An 18,551-nucleotide genomic window follows, 5' to 3' on the forward strand; every position below is an offset into this window, starting at 1 on the left:
CCATTTCAGCTTTTGAAATGGCGCATCGGATTAAGCAGATTTACGTGAATTCACGCGACCTTTTACCACAGCTGTAATATTGCCTTTGGCATAATTAAAAAAGACGACTAGTGGTGAAAGTTTCGGATTTGGCTTTTTGCCTTTACCAATGGTTTTAAATTGAGCGGCATACCAAATAATTTCCATGATTGCCATTTTATCGACAAAAGGTAGGCCTGTTTTAATTGGTTTTACTGCATAGCGTACGTCCTGCCCTGCAATTAAACGGTCTGTTAAATCAGTCTCAACTGCAAGCGGACGCGCAATACCAATAAAATCACAAGCCCCACTTGCGAGTGCTGCATTCATTCCTTCTACAGTACGGAATCCACCTGTCACCATGAGTTTACATTTAACATGTTGGCGGATCTTTTCAGCAAAATCTAAGAAATAAGCTTCACGAGCAATCGTGCTTGTCTTACGCTTATCAGCTTTAGCCCCTGCCATTGCAGGTGCTTCATAAGTACCGCCTGAAATTTCAATTAAATCAATACCAGCTTCATCAACTGCTTTAAACACTGAAATTACATCTTCTTCGCTAATTCCACCACGTTGAAAATCGGCAGAGTTCAGTTTGACTGAAATGATAAAATTCTCGGAGGTTGCTTCGCGAACAGCCTTATAAACTTCTAATAAAAAGCGGGTACGGTTTTCAACTGAACCACCCCATTGGTCGGTACGCTTATTCGTTAAAGGTGATAAGAACTGGCTAATCAAATAACCATGCGCACCGTGTAATTGCACTCCTTCAAAACCTGCTTTTTCACAAATACGAGCAGCGGTTGCAAATCGATTAATGATATCTAGAATTTCATCATGAGTTAATTCACGTGGCGTTCCAAACATAGTGGCTAAAGCTGGACTAAATGGTACTGCTGACGGCGCGACAGTCTCTTTATTTAATCCTTTTGGACACTGACGCCCTGGGTGGGACAATTGAATCAATTGCACCATTCCATATTTTTTACCTAATGCTGCCCACCCTTTTAAGCGCTCTAAATCACGTTCGGTTTCAATAACAACAACACCGGGTTCATTTTTTGCGGCTACATTGACCATGACGTTGCCTGTGATTGCACAGCCAAGCCCACCTTTTGCCCACGCCCCATATAAGCCTAAATGCAAGTCATTTGGTTGACCTTCATAATTTGCAAGCGCCTCACTCATTGCACCTTTAATAATTCGGTTTTTGAATGTGGTATTGCGAATTGTGATGGGTTGGGCAATCTGGTTCATGGTTAACCTCTTTTTTAGTTTTTTAGAGCAATTGCTCTAATTTAGACGAGTTATAGGGCATGTCAAGTTATAATCGATAGCTGACAATAGCATATGTCAATTTCAAAAAACATAAAAATATGCAACTTTTTGCATAAAATGCATAAATAAAATATTCCATTTAAAAACAATAATTTAATATTTTATTTTAAAAGCTTGCTTTAATTAATTGTCTTGTATATTCAGTCTTAGGCTTAGAAAACAACAGTTCTGTTTCCTGATATTCAACAACTTGTGCACGGCGCAACACCATAACTTTATGGCACAACGATTTGACTATATTTAGATCATGACTAATAAAGATATAGCTCAAATGTTCAGTTTTCTGTAATTGTCGTAAAAGTTTAATGATGGCTTTTTGCGTGGTTCGATCTAATGCAGAAGTGGGCTCATCCAAAATTAAAAGTTTCGGTTGAACGACTAAAGCTCTTGCCAAAGCAACCCGTTGACGTTGTCCTCCAGAGAGTTCGTGTGGGTAACGATGTTGAAAATCTTCAGGCAGTTCAACCTTCTTGAGAACAGATTTAACTTGTTCTTGAATTTGACTGTTTAATACTTCTTTTACTTTTAAACCTTCAGCAATAATCTGCCCAACCGTCATTCGAGGGTTCAAACTACCAAACGGATCTTGGAATACAAGTTGAAAATCAGATCTCGCCAAACGTAAAGCTTTGGGAGCCAACTGATTCAAATCTTGTCCTAAAAAATTAATCCGCCCTTCACTTTTAATGAGCCGCACTAAAGCCAGAGCCAAAGATGACTTTCCAGCGCCACTTTCCCCAACGACTCCAAGTGATTCACCTTGAGCAAGATCGAAGCTCAAACCTTCTATTGCAGTCACATAGCCCTGAACGCGATTAAAAATACCTTTTCTAATTGGAAATTGCACGCTAAGCTGTTGAACAGACAAAACATTCTTTTCTATTTCAAGAAGTTCTGCATTGCCAAAATCATGTTCTAATAATTGCTGTGTATAAGCGGTTTTAGGATTTGCAAAAATCTGGCTAAGCTCACCTTGCTCTACAACACACCCACTTTGCAATACAACCAGTTCATCGGCATATTGACGTACCAAATTTAGGTCATGGCTAATTAAAATAAGTGCCATTCCATATTTTGATTGTAAAGATTTTAAGAGTTCTAAAATCTGGATCTGTAAAATGATATCAAGTGCTGTAGTCGGCTCATCAGCAATTAAAATTTTAGGTTGCAGTGCCAATGTCATGGCAATCATGACACGTTGCCTTTGACCACCAGAAAGCTCATGTGGATAGCGTTTTAAAATCTGTTCTGGCTCACTAATTCCTACATCTGTGAGTAACTCAATGACTTGTTGTCGAACATTCTGTTTAGTCAAACCTAATAAAAAAAGGTTTTCACCTACAATATTTTCAACCCGATGTAATGGATTTAAAGCGGTGGCAGGTTCTTGAAAAATCATGGCAATTTGTCGGCCACGCACATTAGATTGAGCTTTTTCATCTATCTCAAGAATATTTTGGGAGCCAATCCAAACACTACCTGTTATTTCTAATTTTTCTTGTAGTAACCCCATGATTGCTAAACAGCTAAGTGATTTACCTGAGCCACTTTCGCCAACAATAGCCAGTGTTTTCCCTTCACTAAGCTGCAAATTAAGGCCTTCTAACAAAATCTTTTGATCGAGCGTTTGAATCGAAAGATGTTCAACCTTCAACAATGCAGGAGTAACATTTGTATTATTTTCTTGGGTCAAAAGCATCACGAGCAGCCTCCCCAATATAAATTAAAAGTGAAAGAACAATAGCCAGACTAAAAAAACCTGAAATCGCTAGCCATGGTGCATCTAAATTATTTTTACCTTGGAGCAACAACTCCCCTAACGATGCTGCATCGGGTGGTAAGCCATAGCCTAAAAAATCAAGAGCAGTTAAGGCACTAATATTAGTGGTTAAAATAAATGGTAACTGGGACAAGCTCGAACTGATTGCATTCGGCAAAATATGCTTAAAAATAATAACGCGGTCAGTCACTCCTAACACTTGAGCTGCACGAACATAATCAAGCTGGCGAGCTTTCAAAAACTCTGCTCTGACAATCCCCACTAAAACTGTCCAGCCAAAAAACAACATAATAAAAAATAGCCAATATACGTTTGGAACAAACATGCTGACCAAAATCATGACCATGAATAGCATGGGCAAGCCATTCCAGACTTCAACCAAACGTTGTCCCAATAAATCTACCCAGCCGCCATAGTAACCTTGAATGGCACCCACAGTAATGCCAAATAAAGCAGAACAAAAAGTTAAGGCCAAACCAAAAAGCAAAGATACTCTTAAACCATAAAGAATACGGGCAAAAACATCCCTTCCCTGATCGTCAGTTCCCAACCAGTTCTGCTTGGAGGGTGGTGATGGCACAGGAACTGCTAAATCTAAATTGGGAGTTTGATATGAAAATTTAATAAGTGGCCAGACTGCCCATCCCTGAGCATTAATCAGTTCTTGCACAGCCGGATCTTTATAATCTGCTTCTGTTTCAAACACCCCACCAAACGTCGTTTCTGGATATGTCTTAAACACGGGAAAATAGTAAGAATCTTCATACTTCACCAGTAAGGGCTTATCGTTAGCAATCAACTCTGCTGCTAATGACAAAATCAAAATTAGACTAAATAAAATAAAGCTGGCCCAACCTAATTTATGTTGTCTAAAACGTTGTAACCGTGTGCGCACAATCAAAGACATTATTTGCCTCCTTGTGCGTCAAAGTGAATTCGAGGATCAATCCATTGGTACAGCACATCACAAATGAGACGTAAAATTAGACTAAATAAAGTAAAGAAAAATAAGACACCAAAAATAACAGGATAATCCCGCTGGACAATTGCTTCAAAGCCTAATAATCCGACACCATCTAAATGAAAAATAATTTCTACAAACAGGTTACCCACAAAGAAAATACCCGCTAACACCTCTGGTAACCCTGCGAGCACGACTAAAATAGCATTACGAAATACGTGTCTATATAAGACTTGTTGACCATTTAACCCTTTTGCATAAGCAGCTAAAACGTAGGGTTTATTTAATTCTTCTAAAAATGAATATTTAGTTAAATACGTTAAACTGGCAAAACCACCTAATACCATCGTAATAAGTGGCAAAGTCATATGCCATAAATAGTCGGTAACTTTGCCCCAAAGACTGAGTTGATGAAAATTATCTGAAACAAGATTTTGTAATGGAAACCATTGAAAATAAGAGCCGCCTGCAAAAAAAACAATCAACAAAATGGCAAATACAAAACTGGGTACAGCATATCCCACCACAAGAACTAAAGAAGTTGAGCGATCAAACCATGAACCTTGTTGTCTTGCCTTCTTAATACCAAGCGGAATCGAAATTAAATAAATCAGAAAAGTACTTATCAGCCCCAATGAAATAGAAACAGGCATTTTGTCCCACAACAATTGCACGACTGGTTTATCTTTAAAAAAACTTTGTCCAAAATCTAAAGTTAAATAGCCTTTTAACATGAGAAAAAACCGTTCAGGAGCAGAATGATCAAAACCATACTGCGCCTTAATTTGTTCAACCATTTCAGGGCTTAGACCTTGAGCACCTTGATAATAAGTTTCTGAACTTAAGGCACGCCCGATTCCCAAATCGCTTTGTGCCTGATGTATTGCTTGCTCAACTGGCCCACCTGGCGCAATTTGCACAACCACAAAGTTAATCAATAAAATGACAAATAACGTAGGAATAATTAAAAGAAGTCGCATGAGAATATATGAACCCATATAACAGGATTTCCTTTATGGCAGGTGCTTTTTATTGTTGATGTAAATACTTAGCAACTTTTTTGGCTTTGTTTGCATCACTCCACCAATAATCTATTCCAGACGAAAGTGCTGGTTTAATTTTAGGTTGTTGATACATATTCCAATAAGCATACCAGTTTTCACCTTTACCATAAGTCGGAATTTGATAATAACCAGCCCTCAGCAATCGATCGAGAATACGAGTATAAATAATCTGTTGTTCACGATTTTTACTTGCAACGAGCTTGGAAATAACTTGATCAATTACTGGGTTGCGAATTCCCGCATAATTGTAATTTCCATCCTGTGCTGCCGCCTTGCTCCCCCAAAACTGAGTCTGCTCATTGCCTGGATTGAGAGATTGCGGCAGATTCATGGTGGTCATATCAAAGTCATAACGGCGGGTACGTTCTAAATATTGCGGAGCGTCGACTTGTCGTAAATTAACATCAATGCCTAACTTTTTTAAGTTACGGACAAAAGGCATTAATGTTCGTTGTTTGCCATCCTGTTGAATTAAAAACTCAAGCTGAACTTTTTTACCTTCAGGCGTCAACAACTGCCCATCTTTAACTTTATAGCCTGCTTGTATAAGCAGCTGCCGCGCAATTAATAAATTTTGACGGTTAAATCCACTCGCATCCGACACTGGATATTTCCAGTCTGCTAAAACACCGTGCTGCATGGTTGGAGATAACTTGGGCAATAACGGTTTTAACAACTCTAATTCAGACTTGGAAGGTCGGCCCGTTGCTGCTAATTCGCTATTTTCAAAATAACTTTGAAGGCGTTGATATTGACCATAAAACAAAGCTTTATTCTGCCATTCAAAATCATAGGCATAGGTTAAGGCTTGTCTAAAACGAATATCATTTAAAGATTTACGTCGAGTGTTAAAGACATAACTTTCAGTTGCAATAGGGTTGTGGTGACGAAACTTATATTGAGCAACCAGTCCTGCTTTTACGGCTGGAAAACGATAATCTGTTACCCATTTTTTAGGGTTAGTTTCTTCATGCAAGGTGTATTGACCAGATTTAAATCCTTCAAAAGCAATATCCCAATTTCGATAATAAACATATTTTAATCGGTCAAAATTATAACGTCCTTTATTAATAGGCAAATCTTTTGCCCAATAATTTGGGTTTCTTTTATAACTAATGCTTCTACCCGGATCAATTCGTTCAACCACATAAGGTCCCGAGCCAATAATCGCTTGTAAAGTAATTCGGCTAAAATCCCTTGTTTCCCAATCTGCTTTTGAATAAATGGGTAAGGTTGCCAAAATGAATGGCATTTTAGGGTTGTGCGTAGATTTAAAACTAAACTTTACTTGATGGGCATTTATTACTTCTGTTTTTGCCAAATCGGCAAGGTACATCTGCAAACCTAAATTTGACTTAGTCTGATAGGCATCAAAACTAAATTTAACATCTGCTGCTGTAACAGGCTGTCCATTACTAAAACGCGCTTTAGGGTTTAAATAAAAAGTAACAGACTGTGTTTTTTCTGGATCATAAGTAACTTTCTCTGCCAAAAGAGGATATAAAACCCCGACCTCATCTAGCGATTGGGTCATTAAAGTATCAAAAAGATAATTAACGCCTTCTGTAGCATTCCCCTTACCATTCATACTATTGAGGTTATCAAAAGTTCCTTGAGCCGCCTGACTTAACAAGCCACCTTTAGATGCATGAGGGTTTGCATATGGCATAGCCATCATTCCTAAATATTTAGGCTTGGAATGAATCGCTATATATGAGGTAGTTTGCTGTGCAGAAAAAACAGCATGAGAAACAACACTGAGCCCGACTAGCAGGCTCAGTTGAAAATATGATTTATGCATAAGTTGCTAATTATTTTATAAATTAGGTACTTTAATGACGTCGCCAATGCGAAGCTGAGTAGAAGGTGTCAAATCATTCAGCTCAGCCAAGAAATTGGTTTCTAAACCATATTTGCTAGCAAGACCAATTAACGTATCACCACGCTTCACTTTGTATTCCACAACAGTTTTTGGAATCACAATATTTTGACCACGTTGTAAGTTAGCACTTGCTTTTAATGCATTCATTTCAGCAAGTTCACGCACTGAAATACCCGCACGGCTCGCAATACTATTTAAAGACTCACCAGATTTAACAGTATATCTTTCAGTGTTTTTACCAGCCGCAACTGTTTTAGTTGACGACTTAGTATCAACTTTTGCTGTTTCAACGGTAGGCATATCACCTGTTAGCTTTAAACGTTGCCCTACACGAACACTACTGTTACGCGAAAGACCATTTAATGCGGCAAGGTAGTCCAACTGCAAGTGGTGACGGTTAGCAATATTACCTAAGCTATCACCAGATTTGACTGTATAGGTCTCTGGTATTTCTTCTTTCGTATTTTTAGAAGGTTTACTTGATGCTTCTTCAACCGTACCTGTGAGTTTTAAACGTTGACCAGCACGTAAACCAGCACTACGAGACAAACCATTTAAGTCAGCCAAATAGCCTGTTTGCAAGTTATATTTACTCGCAATCGCATTTAGGCTGTCCCCAGACTGTACAACGTATTGTTCCGGTACCCTTAGACCAGCAGGCACTTTTAAAGTTTGCCCAAGCTGTACATAACTACTCGTTTTTAAGTTATTTAACTCGGCTAACTCGGCTAGGCTAATTTTTGATTTAGTTGCAATACTCGATAAAGTATCACCACGTTGTACTTTATAGCCTTCTGTTTTATAAGAAACACTTAGCGTCGCTTTCTCAGATTTATTAGACGTCTTAGTTTCAGCAACTTCATCTACCGAAATATCTTGTGTAGGCACATTAATTTTTTGGCCTACCATCAAGTTACTGCCCGCAGTTAAACCTGGAGTTAATTCAGCAAGCTCCTGATTAGAGAGTGCATAACGGTCTGCAATCAATTTAAGGTATTCACCACGCTTCACAGTATAGCTTTTAGTTGCTATACGTCGTGCATTTGCCTGAGCCACTTTCGGCTCCGCTTTCGCACTTGAGCGGCTATTCTTCGGCTCTTTCAACTGTAGCTTTTGCCCAACAAATAGGCCATCGGTCACTGATAAATCGTTATATTCAGCCAATTGTTTGACTGACAAATTAAACTGGTTAGCAACACCGCTTAAGCTGTCGTTAGCCTCCACTACATATACATCTGGTTTAGCCGTACTTTTCGAAGTACTTTGAGTTTCTTGTGGTTTCGCATCATAAAGATAAAGACTAGTTCCTACAAACAAAGTCTTTTCTGGATCAATCTGGTTCCACTTAGCCACATCACGCCAGTTCACACCATTCTTCATGGCAATCACGGCTAAAGTATCACCTGGCTGAATTGTATAAGTACTACGCTTACCTTTAGGCTGTACAACTACAACATCAGTATCAGTTTTGATATAAGGCTTATCTTTATTACGTTGCCCATCTTCAGAGCTAGCTACAGTCGCATCTTCAGCTAAAGTTTTTGGATAAGCAAAACCTCTACTTACCTCTTTACCTTGTTGCTCTGCAACTGACTGGCTCGTCTGAATTGCGGTTAACCTAATTTTGCCATCATAAGGATCGACAATTTCAGTTCCTTGCGGCGCAATTGCTTTTAATTCAGCAACGACTTGATCTTTCTCTGCTTGAGTTGCTTGCGGTTGTAAAGCTTGATCTACAGTTTCTTTTGCGCCTTCAGCACGAACTGCAGCTAAAATCTTTTCACGTTCAGAAGCCGAAATTGGTGGCTCCATTTTAACAGGCTGCTTAATATTAGCTGCATTAGTGACAGCTACAGGAATACGCGGCGCACTCGGTACATCTGCCGATGCGGCAAAGGCAGCCAACGCATCTGAACCACGTGGTGTAGATTTTGAAGTCGTTGAACTATTCTTCACAGGTGAAGACGGTTTAACTGGCTGAACTTGCGTTGTAGGAGTTGTTTTTGTTGTTACTGTAGTCGAAGGGCTAACCGTAGGTGTAGACGGCGAAGTTACATTTGCCCACCAACCTGAGCCACCACCCGTTTTTTTCCCTTTTAATTTATTATCAATTGAAGGACTTAAATCTGCTGGAAGCAAAATACGCATTGGACTTGCAGGGTCCACTGCTTCACCACGATATCCTGGGTTTAATGCATAAAGTTCTGAACGGCTTAATCCTGCTACAGAAGCAATTTCATTTAAAGTTAAAGGCGCAGATAAAGTCACTTCACGGAAATGGGGTCTATTTGCAATAGGCGGTAGTTCTACACCATAAGCTTTTGGATTTTTAATAATTTGAGCAACAGCTAAGAAACGTGGAACATAGTTCATCGTTTCTTGAGGTAATTTTAGTGACCAATAGTCAGTTGGTAAACCCGCAGCTCGGTTACGGTTAATCGCCTGTTGAATACGTCCCGGGCCAGCATTATAGGCAGCCAAAGCAAGTTCCCAAGAACCGAATTGATTATAAAGGCTTCCTAAAAATTCATAAGCTGCACGAGTCGACTCAACCACATCGCGGCGCCCATCATACATACCTGTTTGCTTTAAGCCATAAATACGACCAGTACTTGGAATAAATTGCCATAGCCCTGCTGCTGCTGCACTACTTGTTGCAGCTGGGTCATAAGAACTTTCAATTACGGGTAATAACGCAAGTTCAGTTGGCAGTCCACGGCGCTCAGCTTCTTTCACCGTATGGTACAAATAACGACTGGCACGAGCACTCAAGCGATCGAGGTAAGGCTGACGAGAAATAAACCAGCTACGCTGAGCTTCAATACGTGAATCCCAATGATTCAAGTCCATTTTGAAACCAACAGACATACGCTTCCAGACATCACCGTGCTTTAAAATAAGCAGACGATCACCTTCTACAGCACGCATATCAGTTGCTGAAAGTAGGTCTTCTAAAGAGTCAAGACTACTTGCATCTAAATAACCTGCACCACTGACCTGTTTCGATTTAGAGGTTTTTGCAGATTGCGGAGTCGATGAACAGCCTGTTGTAATACCCAACGCAGCTAAAGCAGAGCTAAGTACGGTAATTTTGAACAATGATGCCGCAGATGGCTGCCACACAAATGTGGTTGGTTTATACATAAAAACTTCCAAACAACTCGCGTAATATTTTTTGGGGGTCTGCCGACAAACCCTAGGTCTTCGATGCCATTGTAGTAAAGCGTGCAAGATAGACAAGGCAATAAGTTAATGTCATTTGCATGGAAATGTTACAAGAAATTAAAAAAACCTTGCTTTGTTACGATGGAACCGAACTTTTTGCGTATACAATACACCATATTCAGTTCTTTTTCTTTTAGTTTAGGTTTCGATTTATGTCTCAAACAATCACACTGTATGTTGATGGTGCATGTCGCGGCAATCCGGGTTTAGGTGGTTGGGGCGCATATGTCATTACCGAGCAGGGTGAACATAAATTATTTGGCGGTGAACCGGATACAACCAATAACCGCATGGAGCTCACTGCTGCGATTGAAGGCGTTGCATTTTGCCCAACCGATGCTCATTTAATTATCTGGACAGATTCAAATTATGTGAAGCAAGGGATTACTGAATGGATTCATGGCTGGAAAAAGAAAAACTGGAAGGATGTAAAAAATCCTGACCTTTGGCAAAAATTAGATGCTGTCTGTGCAGGTCGAAATATTGAGTGGCATTGGATTAAAGGCCATGCTGGACATGCTGGCAACGAAATGGCCGATGAGCTTGCAAATATCGGAGCTGATCAAACTGCACTGCAAAAAAAAACAGTTCAAGCGACGGCCCTACAAGATATAAAAAAGCCTGAACAGGATTGGTTACTTGATGACCCCTTTGGGTTTGATATGGCAGAAGTAACCGAAGAAGATAATATTGATCTTGAACAGCCTGAAGAAGTTGAGATGATTATTGTGGACGAAAAAGTTATTGAAGTTGAACCTGCTGAGTCAAAAAGTAAGCAACCAATTAGTAATATTCATCCTCAAGTTGTTGTGACCGAAGCCAAACTAAAATTACAAGGGCCTCGACAACTGATTCTTGATACAGAAACCACTGGTTTTTATTTTCAAGATGGTGACCGCATTATTGAAGTGGGCGCCATTGAAATGATTAACCGGAAGCTCACCGGTAGCTCGATTCATATTTATATTAACCCGCAAAAACCAGTGGGTGACTCAGAAAATATCCATGGTATTAGTGATAATTTCTTAAAAGATAAACCGCTCTATGCAGAGATTGCCGATACGCTTTTTGATTATCTAAAAGGCGCAGAGATTATTGCCCATAACGCAACCTTCGATATGAACTTCCTTGATATGGAGTTTAGACGCGCAGGCCTTCCCGCGCTTTCTGAAGTATGTGAGGTAACAGATACGTTAGCCTTAGCGAAAAGCAAGCATCCAGGACAAAAAAACTCGCTTGATGCCCTTGTAAGACGTTATGAAATTCCAGCACGTGACCGTACTTTCCACGGTGCATTACTCGATGCTGAAATTCTTTCAGATGTTTACCTAGCAATGACAGGTGGGCAGGTTTCTTTTGATATAGATGCCTTATCTCAAAGTGAAAATAGCCTGAACACAGCAAATAAAACCAGAGTTCAAATTGAACTCCCCGTTATTCTTCCTTCCGAAGAAGAGCTAAATACACATGAGACTTGGGTCAAAGAATTTGAGAAAAAACATGGAGAACCTTGCCTTTTTGCAAAAATAAATTTTTGATTCTTTAGCGTTTTTAGCTTTTCCCCTTTGTAAGTTAAGTTATATTAGTCACATAGATTTTTAGCTCAAATTATCGAGCACTACGAATATAACAATTGATTTTTTTGCAAAGGGGAACGTTTATGTCTGAGCATACTTCGATTCATTTCGATCCAACAGCTTTACTCATCATTAAACATGAAATTGATCGTTCAATAAAACTGGTTGAAGGCGCAGTAAGTACTTTAATTGAGGAACAAACACTCCCTTTTAGCATTGATGATGCATTAGAACAATTTAAGCAATGCACTCAAGTCCTCCATTTAATTGATATCCCCTATCTTGCAAAAATCACTCAATATTCAACTGAGCTGATGCAAAAAATTATTGCCAAGCCAACGCAAATTAACACCAATGATGTGGTTGCGCTGAGTGAAGGCACGACCATGGTAAAACGATATATTGATTTTATCTGCCTGCGTGAATTACAAGTCCCTCAGTTTCTTCTTAATACTTTAAACAATTTAGAATTAGCTTTAAATAAGCCCCTGACATCTTCAGGACAAGCAATTGTTCCATTAATTGCAAATACTTCTCTTGAACTTCCTTTACCAGAAGTATTCATTAATGAAACAACTCAGTTTATTCATCAACTTTATAAGCTATCTCTACATCAATTTTTAAACAAGACAGAAGCTAATCATAATTTTCAAGCTTTTAAACTGATTGGTACTTATTTGGTTAGCATGGCAAACCATCAGCTAAGCCAACAATATTGGCAACTCGTAAATTATGCTTTCGACCATATTGATAACCTGCTTTTAAATGATTCACGCCTACGTGTACTCATTAATATTGAAAGTTATATTGGTCAGTTCTTAGCAAGTCCTAAAACTTTTAAGCCTGATTTGGCTGCACTTGCAGATATTTTAAGTATTGTTATCGCTCAAGAAGATGAAGTTGCGCACCATATTCGCAGCCAACTCCATATCGGTAAAGAAATACCTACAGACACTCAATTGCTCGTTTTAAGCCGTCATCTTTATGGGCCTGACTTTGATACCATGCACACAGTCAGCCAATTAATATTGAGCGAAATGAACAAAGTGCGTAATGATATTGAATATAACTATCAAAATATGTCGCCTGAAAAAGCACAGCAATTACAAACGAGTCTTTTGCAATTAGCCTATACATTTAAACTGCTTAATCTTGATGAAGCTGCATCTGAGCTTTCTCAACAAGCGAGCAGTTTAAGTCAGCTCAATATATTAAGTAATGAAAACTATGCTCAGCAGCTTATGGACAGCATTTTGTCGGCCATGAACTCAATTGGTATTTTGGTACGCCAATATACATCTAGTCGTTTACAGCTTAATGTGAACAATACAAATATTTCTTTAGATCGCCTTGATGAGGCACATCAAGCTTTACTCATCGAGACAAAAAATTTAATTGATTTTATTTGTCAGAGCCTTACGTTGTATGCAAATGATCCGACACAAAATATTGAAGCAATTGCAGGTTCATTAAAAGAGCTAGCGGGTGCAGCCGAATTTCTAGGAAGTACCATTCAACAAGATGCTCTACTTCAAACTGCTCAATTTGTTCAACAGCAACTTGAACAAAACCAGCCGTTTAATACAGACCAAATTCACTGTATTTTTAACGTATTAGCAGGCCTTGACATGTTGATTGACAATTTAAAAAATAAACAACCTGTTCTACAATCCATGTTTAATGTAGCATTGTCGAGTAGTCAACAACTTCAAAAAAAGGCAGCTTAATGTCTGAATTATCACTTGCTTATATTTTCCATCATCAACAATTACTGGTTGATCAAAACCTTCAACTACCCAAAGTCGAAAAGTTAGCAAGTGATTTACTTTTCACTCATGATGAGCAGGTCATTGCACGTGACTTACTTGCTGAGGAAGCTATCCCTGAAGGCTTACAATTAGTTCCAATTCGCCAACTCATTACAAGTTGGTCGAAAGAACAGTTTTTGCAAGCAAGCCGAGCTGTTCAGTTACTTGAATGGCGACGCAATCATAAGTTTTGTAGTCACTGCGGACACCCAACCGAAGTTCATCCAACTGAATATGCAATGGTATGCCCTTCTTGTCGTTATCACCAATATCCTCGTGTAAACCCGTGCATTATTACCGTCATTACTCGAGGGGATGATGAAATCTTACTGGCAAAGTCAGTCCACAATAAAACCAACATGTATGGTTTGATTGCAGGCTTTGTTGAAGTGGGTGAAACTCTAGAGGAAGCAGTACAACGCGAAGCTTTTGAAGAAGTAGGCCTACGACTCAAAAATGTTCAATATATGTCAAGTCAACCTTGGCCTTTCCCAAGTAACCTTATGGTTGCGTTTAGAGCAGAATATGAGTCTGGTGAAATTAAGCTGCAAGAAGAAGAAATTGCAGATGCACAATTCTTCAAAATTGATCAATTACCTGAAATTCCATTTAAAGGTAGTATTGCTCATTCAATGATTATGCAGATTACCCAAACTGGGTAATCTGTTGTGTTTTAAGCGATACTCTCGTTTAAAACACTTCCTCAAGAAAATGCAAAATAGTTCTTTTAGTCCTGAAATAATGACTAATAAAACTAGAAAGGCTGGCCAAGATTGTAATATGGCCAGTTTTAGGAATCACGGCAATATGGCTGTGATTTCCACTTTGCCTTAAAGCACGATCCAAATCTAAAGTATTTTCTTTACCGACAAGCTGATCATTTTCAGCCATGAGTAAGTAATGTTTAATACTATTTTGATTAACGAAATAATATGGCATCACTTCTTGATAAGAAATACTTTGGTCAAAAGCATCTTCGGCCATTGGATCGCCCTTATAGTCAAAATGATATGGGCCAGCTAAACCGAAAATCGCTTTGATATTGCCCAAACATTGAATAGCGTTTGGTTTTGGGTGATAAACAGCAGACATCACATTAAATGCCCCTGCCGAATGCCCCATAAGTACAATATTTTCTGTAGAAATTTCCAGTTTTCCTTGGTTTTGATGCAAATAATTCAATGCCTGAGTCAGGTCATCAACAAAACTTGGGAAAATATTTTTAGGTGCTAACTGGTAGTTAATAACAGCAACGTCATAACCTTCTTTGGCAAATGTCTCACCAATAAAAAGATAATCTCGTTTGTTACCATGCTGCCAAGCTCCACCATGCACAAAAACAATGAGAGGTTGATGAGTTAGCTTTTTAACTGATCGGTAAATATCCAAACGGTGGCGAGGCTTTAGACCATAACGAATATTTGGAACCTGTTCAAAACCATCTTTTGGCGTAAAACGGTTTAAAGCAAAACTCCCCAAATCATACAGGCGGAACTCTTTATAAAGACTTCGCGCCTGTTCAATTTTGCTTTGCAGTTGTTCAATCAGATTCATATATTACTGTGCAGTCGAAGCAGGAGCTGTTTGGTCAGGATCAATTGCAACAGGTGTTTGAACTGTTGGCTGAGCAATGACATTATTAATAATCGGTGTAGTCGTTGTGCTACCCGCACTCGCTGCTGGTGCAGGCGCCAAATCAATATTATCAATTAAAGTGACAATTTTGGTGACGTTACCGACGTTTTGTAAGACGCTATTTAAATCATTAATTTCAGCTGTATTTAAACGCCCCATTACATAAAGCACGCCGTCTTCGGTATGTACCAGAACCTTACTATCAGAAACCACAGGTGCCTTCATTAAAAGAGCACGTGTATTTGCTGTTACACCCGCATCTTGCATGATGGTGTTATAGCTGACTTTGTTACCCACCGTAATATAGTTATGTACAGCTTTCACATCACTCATGGCTTTAAGATTATCTTCTGCCAATTGTTTTAAGTACGGGTCTGGAACTTGGCCAGTTAATAAAACTGTACTATGGAAGCTTTCGATATTAATACGCGACTGCTTGAAACGTTGATCAAGTTTATAAATATTGATATTTGCTGTACGTTTAATTGAAGAGTCAATGAATACTTGGCCTAGACTACGGACACCACTATCTGTGCCCACTGGAGCTGTGCCTGTTCCACCAGAAATAAAACTTGCGCAACCTGATAAACTTGCGACACAAAGCATTGTTACAGCAATACGTTTTAACACTCCACCAGACTCCTATCAATTTCTTGGCTTGATCATAAAGCATCAGACTTAAATTTGCTCAAAAGAGTAATGAACTCTTAATCCAAAGTAAATGCATTTTCGATCCATTGCAGATCATAATGGAATTTTGAAAAGTCATGCTGTACTGTTTTTGCAATTTTCTGTGGAAAATCAAAACAAATCACATCAAAACGACAATAAAAATCCTGATAAGATGGATAGCGCTGTAAAAAACGCATCGCAGTTTTGATAATTTTCTTCTGTTTTGTCCACGTTACCATTTCACAAGCCTGCCCATAATTTCCTATAGTGCGTGCTTTTACTTCAACAAAAACTAACTCTTGCCCTCTTTTGACGATTAAATCAACTTCGCCACGGCGTGAATGGTAATTACTTGTGACCCACACATAGTTTTGTGCTTGTAAAAGGTTCAAAGCCGTTTGCTCTGCCCACTTCCCCAATTGCTGTGCTAATAACATTTTTATTTTCCCCAATTAAAAAGCATCCCTACATGTCTTTATACGTAACTTATTTTCTTAAATTCATCCGCCCTATCAAATCTGAATTGAACAAATGAAAATCAGATCACCTTCGAAAAGCTCAAGCTGGCAGACATTGTTCACGCCCAAATCATAATTTCGGGTAAACTACCCCATTAAAATTGTTTATCTGTACGGAGTAAAACCAAATGAGTGCTCAGTTATTTGTTGTAGCCACCCCAATCGGGCACTTAGATGATATGACTTTCCGTGCAATTGATATTTTAAAATCAGTTTCTATTGTAGCTGCCGAAGATACTCGCCAATCTGCACAATTATTTAAACACTATAATATATCGACTCAACTTACTGCATGTCATGATCACAATGAAAGTAATAAAATTGAGCAGTTAGTTCAAAAACTACTTGCCGGCGATAGCGTTGCGTTAATTAGTGATGCAGGTACACCGCTCATTAGTGATCCAGGGTTTAAATTAGTCCGTGCTGCTCAAGAGCATGGCATTAGAGTCGTTCCTGTACCAGGTGCATGTGCTGCGATTGCTGCTTTAAGTGCGGTAGGTTTACCGAGTGATCGTTTTAGCTTTGAAGGCTTTTTGCCATCTAGAGCTTCGCAACGTATTTCTCAATTAGAAAAACTTAAAAACGAAACCCAAACCTTAATTTTCTATGAAGCACCCCATCGTATTTTAGAGTCTGTTAAAGATATGGCTCAGGTATTTGGTGAAGACCGTCCTGTAGGGTTTGCACGTGAAATTACTAAAACCTTTGAAACCATCAAAAAAATGACGTTAAAAGATTTGGTCAGCTTCATTGAAAATGACCATAACCAAGAAAAAGGTGAAATTGTAGTGGTTGTGGGTGGTGCAGCTGCAAAAACAGATCTAGAGCAAGAAAAACTAGATGAGCTTTTAAAGCGCTTACTTCAAGACTTATCTGTTAAAGCAGCATCTCAACTTGCTGCCGATTTAACAGGCATTAAGAAAAAAATCGCTTATCAACGCGCGCTTGAATTAACTCAAGCTTAGTTAAAAATTAAGCATGGTGATGATGAATAGTCTGTGTCATCACCATGCCAAAATTTTGCATAATAATATTAAAGATAAAAACAACTTCAAAACTGGAATAAACTTTATGGCTTTTAAAAATACCTAAACGCTATCTCAATATGTGTTTTGCTGACTCCACAATAGTCTCCGTCAGTGCATCTAACTGTCTAGACTGCCTTTTCCAATGGTGCCAATATAACGGGATGTCGAGCTCAGCTTTGGGTATTACGTCCACTAAAGTTCCATTGGTTAATAAAGATTGCACCTGAAGCTCGGGTACCATGCCATATCCCAAACCCAACTGGATTGCTTTCACAAAGGCATCTGTAGCAGGGATAAAACTATAAGGATAGCTTTGCAAGGACAATCCATAATATTTCAGTAAGACCTCTGAATGCATAAGGTCTTTATGGTTAAAAATGACAGCTGGTGCATTTCTTAAAGTTTCTCGGTTTACGCCATGTTTGAACCAGTCGGCAGCAAATTCGGCCGAAGCCAACATTTTATAACGCATTTTCCCGAGCGGTTGAGCTAAACAGCCTGACATGACCTGCTCTTCTGCCGAGATACAGGCGTTGACTTGTCCAGTTTCTAATAAAGTATGAGTATGAGATTGATCATCAATTTTTAGTTCTAAAACTATTTTTTCTTTAAAAAGCGTTTGCTGGATGGTAGGTAAAAGCCAAGTGGCTAACGAATCTGCATTTGAAGCTAGAGCAATTTTATAGAACTCTGATTCAGATGATTTACCCATCAAACCTTGTAATAAGTTTTGCTCCATTAATCGTGTATGACGTAAATGCTGTAGTAGCGTTTGCCCAGCTTGTGTGAGTACACATGGACGACCACGTATAATTAAAATTTGGCCTAAATACTTTTCTAAGGCCTGCACACGTAAGGATACTGCCGAGGGCGTAATATATAAATGCTCTCCTGCCGCATCAAAACTTCCTGCTTCTGCTACTGCAAGAAAGGCTTCACATTGTTTGCTATCTAACATATCAAACCTAAATATTTTTTAGCCAAACCTAAATATTCTTAATTTTACTTATTTCTTAATAAAAAGTCAGATAATTCCTACATCTGA

At 38.8% G+C, this 18,551-nt stretch carries 14 protein-coding genes; 4 read left to right on the forward strand and 10 right to left on the reverse strand.

Annotated features, from left to right (window positions below; translation table 11 throughout):
• Nucleotides 1-30 precede the first annotated feature (30 nt).
• The 6 genes from AC2117_RS13120 to AC2117_RS13145 all read right to left on the reverse strand — a co-directional run bounded on the left by AC2117_RS13120 (nt 31) and on the right by AC2117_RS13145 (nt 10,187).
• Entirely contained in the window at nt 31-1,275 is a 1,245-nt protein-coding gene (locus tag AC2117_RS13120; RefSeq protein WP_133974661.1) for an NADH:flavin oxidoreductase/NADH oxidase family protein, read from the reverse strand.
• A 187-nt stretch (nt 1,276-1,462) separates the two neighbouring features.
• Nucleotides 1,463-3,058, reverse strand: a complete 1,596-nt coding sequence (locus AC2117_RS13125) for an ABC transporter ATP-binding protein (RefSeq protein ID WP_133974663.1) — start codon at nt 3,056-3,058, stop codon at nt 1,463-1,465.
• Nucleotides 3,033-4,043, reverse strand: a complete 1,011-nt coding sequence (locus AC2117_RS13130) for an ABC transporter permease (protein ID WP_133974665.1) — start codon at nt 4,041-4,043, stop codon at nt 3,033-3,035. The genes AC2117_RS13125 and AC2117_RS13130 overlap by 26 nt, the downstream gene beginning before the upstream one ends.
• Nucleotides 4,043-5,095 carry a microcin C ABC transporter permease YejB gene (locus AC2117_RS13135; protein WP_197730919.1) on the reverse strand — a complete coding sequence of 351 codons (1,053 nt, stop codon included), beginning with the start codon at nt 5,093-5,095 and terminating at the stop codon, nt 4,043-4,045. Before AC2117_RS13135 ends, AC2117_RS13130 begins: the two co-directional genes overlap by 1 nt.
• Before the next feature lie 31 nt (nt 5,096-5,126).
• Nucleotides 5,127-6,962 (reverse strand): extracellular solute-binding protein, encoded by a 1,836-nt coding sequence (locus tag AC2117_RS13140; RefSeq protein ID WP_197730920.1) that lies wholly within the window; start codon nt 6,960-6,962, stop codon nt 5,127-5,129.
• A 15-nt stretch (nt 6,963-6,977) separates the two neighbouring features.
• The gene (locus AC2117_RS13145; RefSeq protein ID WP_133974667.1) at nt 6,978-10,187 is read right to left on the reverse strand and encodes a LysM peptidoglycan-binding domain-containing protein; all 3,210 of its coding nucleotides are present in this window, start codon (nt 10,185-10,187) and stop codon (nt 6,978-6,980) included.
• Nucleotides 10,188-10,420: 233 nt separating this feature from the next.
• Here AC2117_RS13145 and dnaQ point away from each other — a divergent pair, with 233 nt between their 5' ends.
• The 3 genes from dnaQ (at nt 10,421) to nudC (ending at nt 14,315) form a co-directional block, all read left to right on the forward strand.
• Nucleotides 10,421-11,806, forward strand: coding sequence for a DNA polymerase III subunit epsilon (dnaQ, locus tag AC2117_RS13150; protein WP_133974669.1), 1,386 nt, complete (start codon nt 10,421-10,423; stop codon nt 11,804-11,806).
• Between the two features lie 122 nt (nt 11,807-11,928).
• A complete protein-coding gene (locus AC2117_RS13155; protein ID WP_133974671.1) occupies nt 11,929-13,572 on the forward strand; it encodes a chemotaxis protein in 1,644 nt (547 codons plus the stop codon).
• Nucleotides 13,572-14,315, forward strand: coding sequence for an NAD(+) diphosphatase (nudC, locus tag AC2117_RS13160; protein ID WP_133974673.1), 744 nt, complete (start codon nt 13,572-13,574; stop codon nt 14,313-14,315). Before AC2117_RS13155 ends, nudC begins: the two co-directional genes overlap by 1 nt.
• A gap of 28 nt (nt 14,316-14,343) precedes the next feature.
• Here the strand turns inward: nudC and AC2117_RS13165 are convergent, their stop codons facing one another.
• From AC2117_RS13165 to AC2117_RS13175, 3 genes are all read right to left on the reverse strand, one after another.
• Complete coding sequence (locus AC2117_RS13165) at nt 14,344-15,207, reverse strand: alpha/beta hydrolase (RefSeq protein WP_133974675.1); 864 nt, start codon at nt 15,205-15,207, stop codon at nt 14,344-14,346.
• 3 nt (nt 15,208-15,210) lie between these two features.
• Nucleotides 15,211-15,918 (reverse strand): BON domain-containing protein, encoded by a 708-nt coding sequence (locus AC2117_RS13170; protein ID WP_042898263.1) that lies wholly within the window; start codon nt 15,916-15,918, stop codon nt 15,211-15,213.
• A gap of 77 nt (nt 15,919-15,995) precedes the next feature.
• A complete protein-coding gene (locus AC2117_RS13175; protein ID WP_003652834.1) occupies nt 15,996-16,397 on the reverse strand; it encodes a YraN family protein in 402 nt (133 codons plus the stop codon).
• Between the two features lie 209 nt (nt 16,398-16,606).
• Here AC2117_RS13175 and rsmI point away from each other — a divergent pair, with 209 nt between their 5' ends.
• Nucleotides 16,607-17,443 carry a 16S rRNA (cytidine(1402)-2'-O)-methyltransferase gene (gene rsmI, locus AC2117_RS13180; protein WP_133974677.1) on the forward strand — a complete coding sequence of 279 codons (837 nt, stop codon included), beginning with the start codon at nt 16,607-16,609 and terminating at the stop codon, nt 17,441-17,443.
• A 130-nt stretch (nt 17,444-17,573) separates the two neighbouring features.
• Here rsmI and AC2117_RS13185 read toward each other — a convergent pair whose 3' ends face one another.
• Entirely contained in the window at nt 17,574-18,464 is an 891-nt protein-coding gene (locus AC2117_RS13185) for a LysR family transcriptional regulator ArgP (protein ID WP_133974679.1), read from the reverse strand.
• Nucleotides 18,465-18,551 lie beyond the last annotated feature (87 nt).

The organism is Acinetobacter calcoaceticus, from assembly GCF_900520355.1.
In the GTDB taxonomy this organism is placed as follows: domain Bacteria; phylum Pseudomonadota; class Gammaproteobacteria; order Pseudomonadales; family Moraxellaceae; genus Acinetobacter; species Acinetobacter calcoaceticus_C.

Bases quoted from the DNA above. Each gene is read 5' to 3' on its own strand.
- AC2117_RS13120 (WP_133974661.1), bottom strand. From the start codon at position 1,275: ATGAACCAGATTGCCCAACCCATCACAATTCGCAATACCACATTCAAA.
- AC2117_RS13130 (WP_133974665.1), bottom strand. From the start codon at position 4,043: ATGTCTTTGATTGTGCGCACACGGTTACAACGTTTTAGACAACATAAA.
- AC2117_RS13135 (WP_197730919.1), bottom strand. From the start codon at position 5,095: ATGGGTTCATATATTCTCATGCGACTTCTTTTAATTATTCCTACGTTA.
- AC2117_RS13140 (WP_197730920.1), bottom strand. From the start codon at position 6,962: ATGCATAAATCATATTTTCAACTGAGCCTGCTAGTCGGGCTCAGTGTT.
- AC2117_RS13145 (WP_133974667.1), bottom strand. From the start codon at position 10,187: ATGTATAAACCAACCACATTTGTGTGGCAGCCATCTGCGGCATCATTG.
- dnaQ (WP_133974669.1), top strand. From the start codon at position 10,421: ATGTCTCAAACAATCACACTGTATGTTGATGGTGCATGTCGCGGCAAT.
- AC2117_RS13155 (WP_133974671.1), top strand. From the start codon at position 11,929: ATGTCTGAGCATACTTCGATTCATTTCGATCCAACAGCTTTACTCATC.
- nudC (WP_133974673.1), top strand. From the start codon at position 13,572: ATGTCTGAATTATCACTTGCTTATATTTTCCATCATCAACAATTACTG.
- AC2117_RS13165 (WP_133974675.1), bottom strand. From the start codon at position 15,207: ATGAATCTGATTGAACAACTGCAAAGCAAAATTGAACAGGCGCGAAGT.
- AC2117_RS13175 (WP_003652834.1), bottom strand. From the start codon at position 16,397: ATGTTATTAGCACAGCAATTGGGGAAGTGGGCAGAGCAAACGGCTTTG.
- rsmI (WP_133974677.1), top strand. From the start codon at position 16,607: ATGAGTGCTCAGTTATTTGTTGTAGCCACCCCAATCGGGCACTTAGAT.
- AC2117_RS13185 (WP_133974679.1), bottom strand. From the start codon at position 18,464: ATGTTAGATAGCAAACAATGTGAAGCCTTTCTTGCAGTAGCAGAAGCA.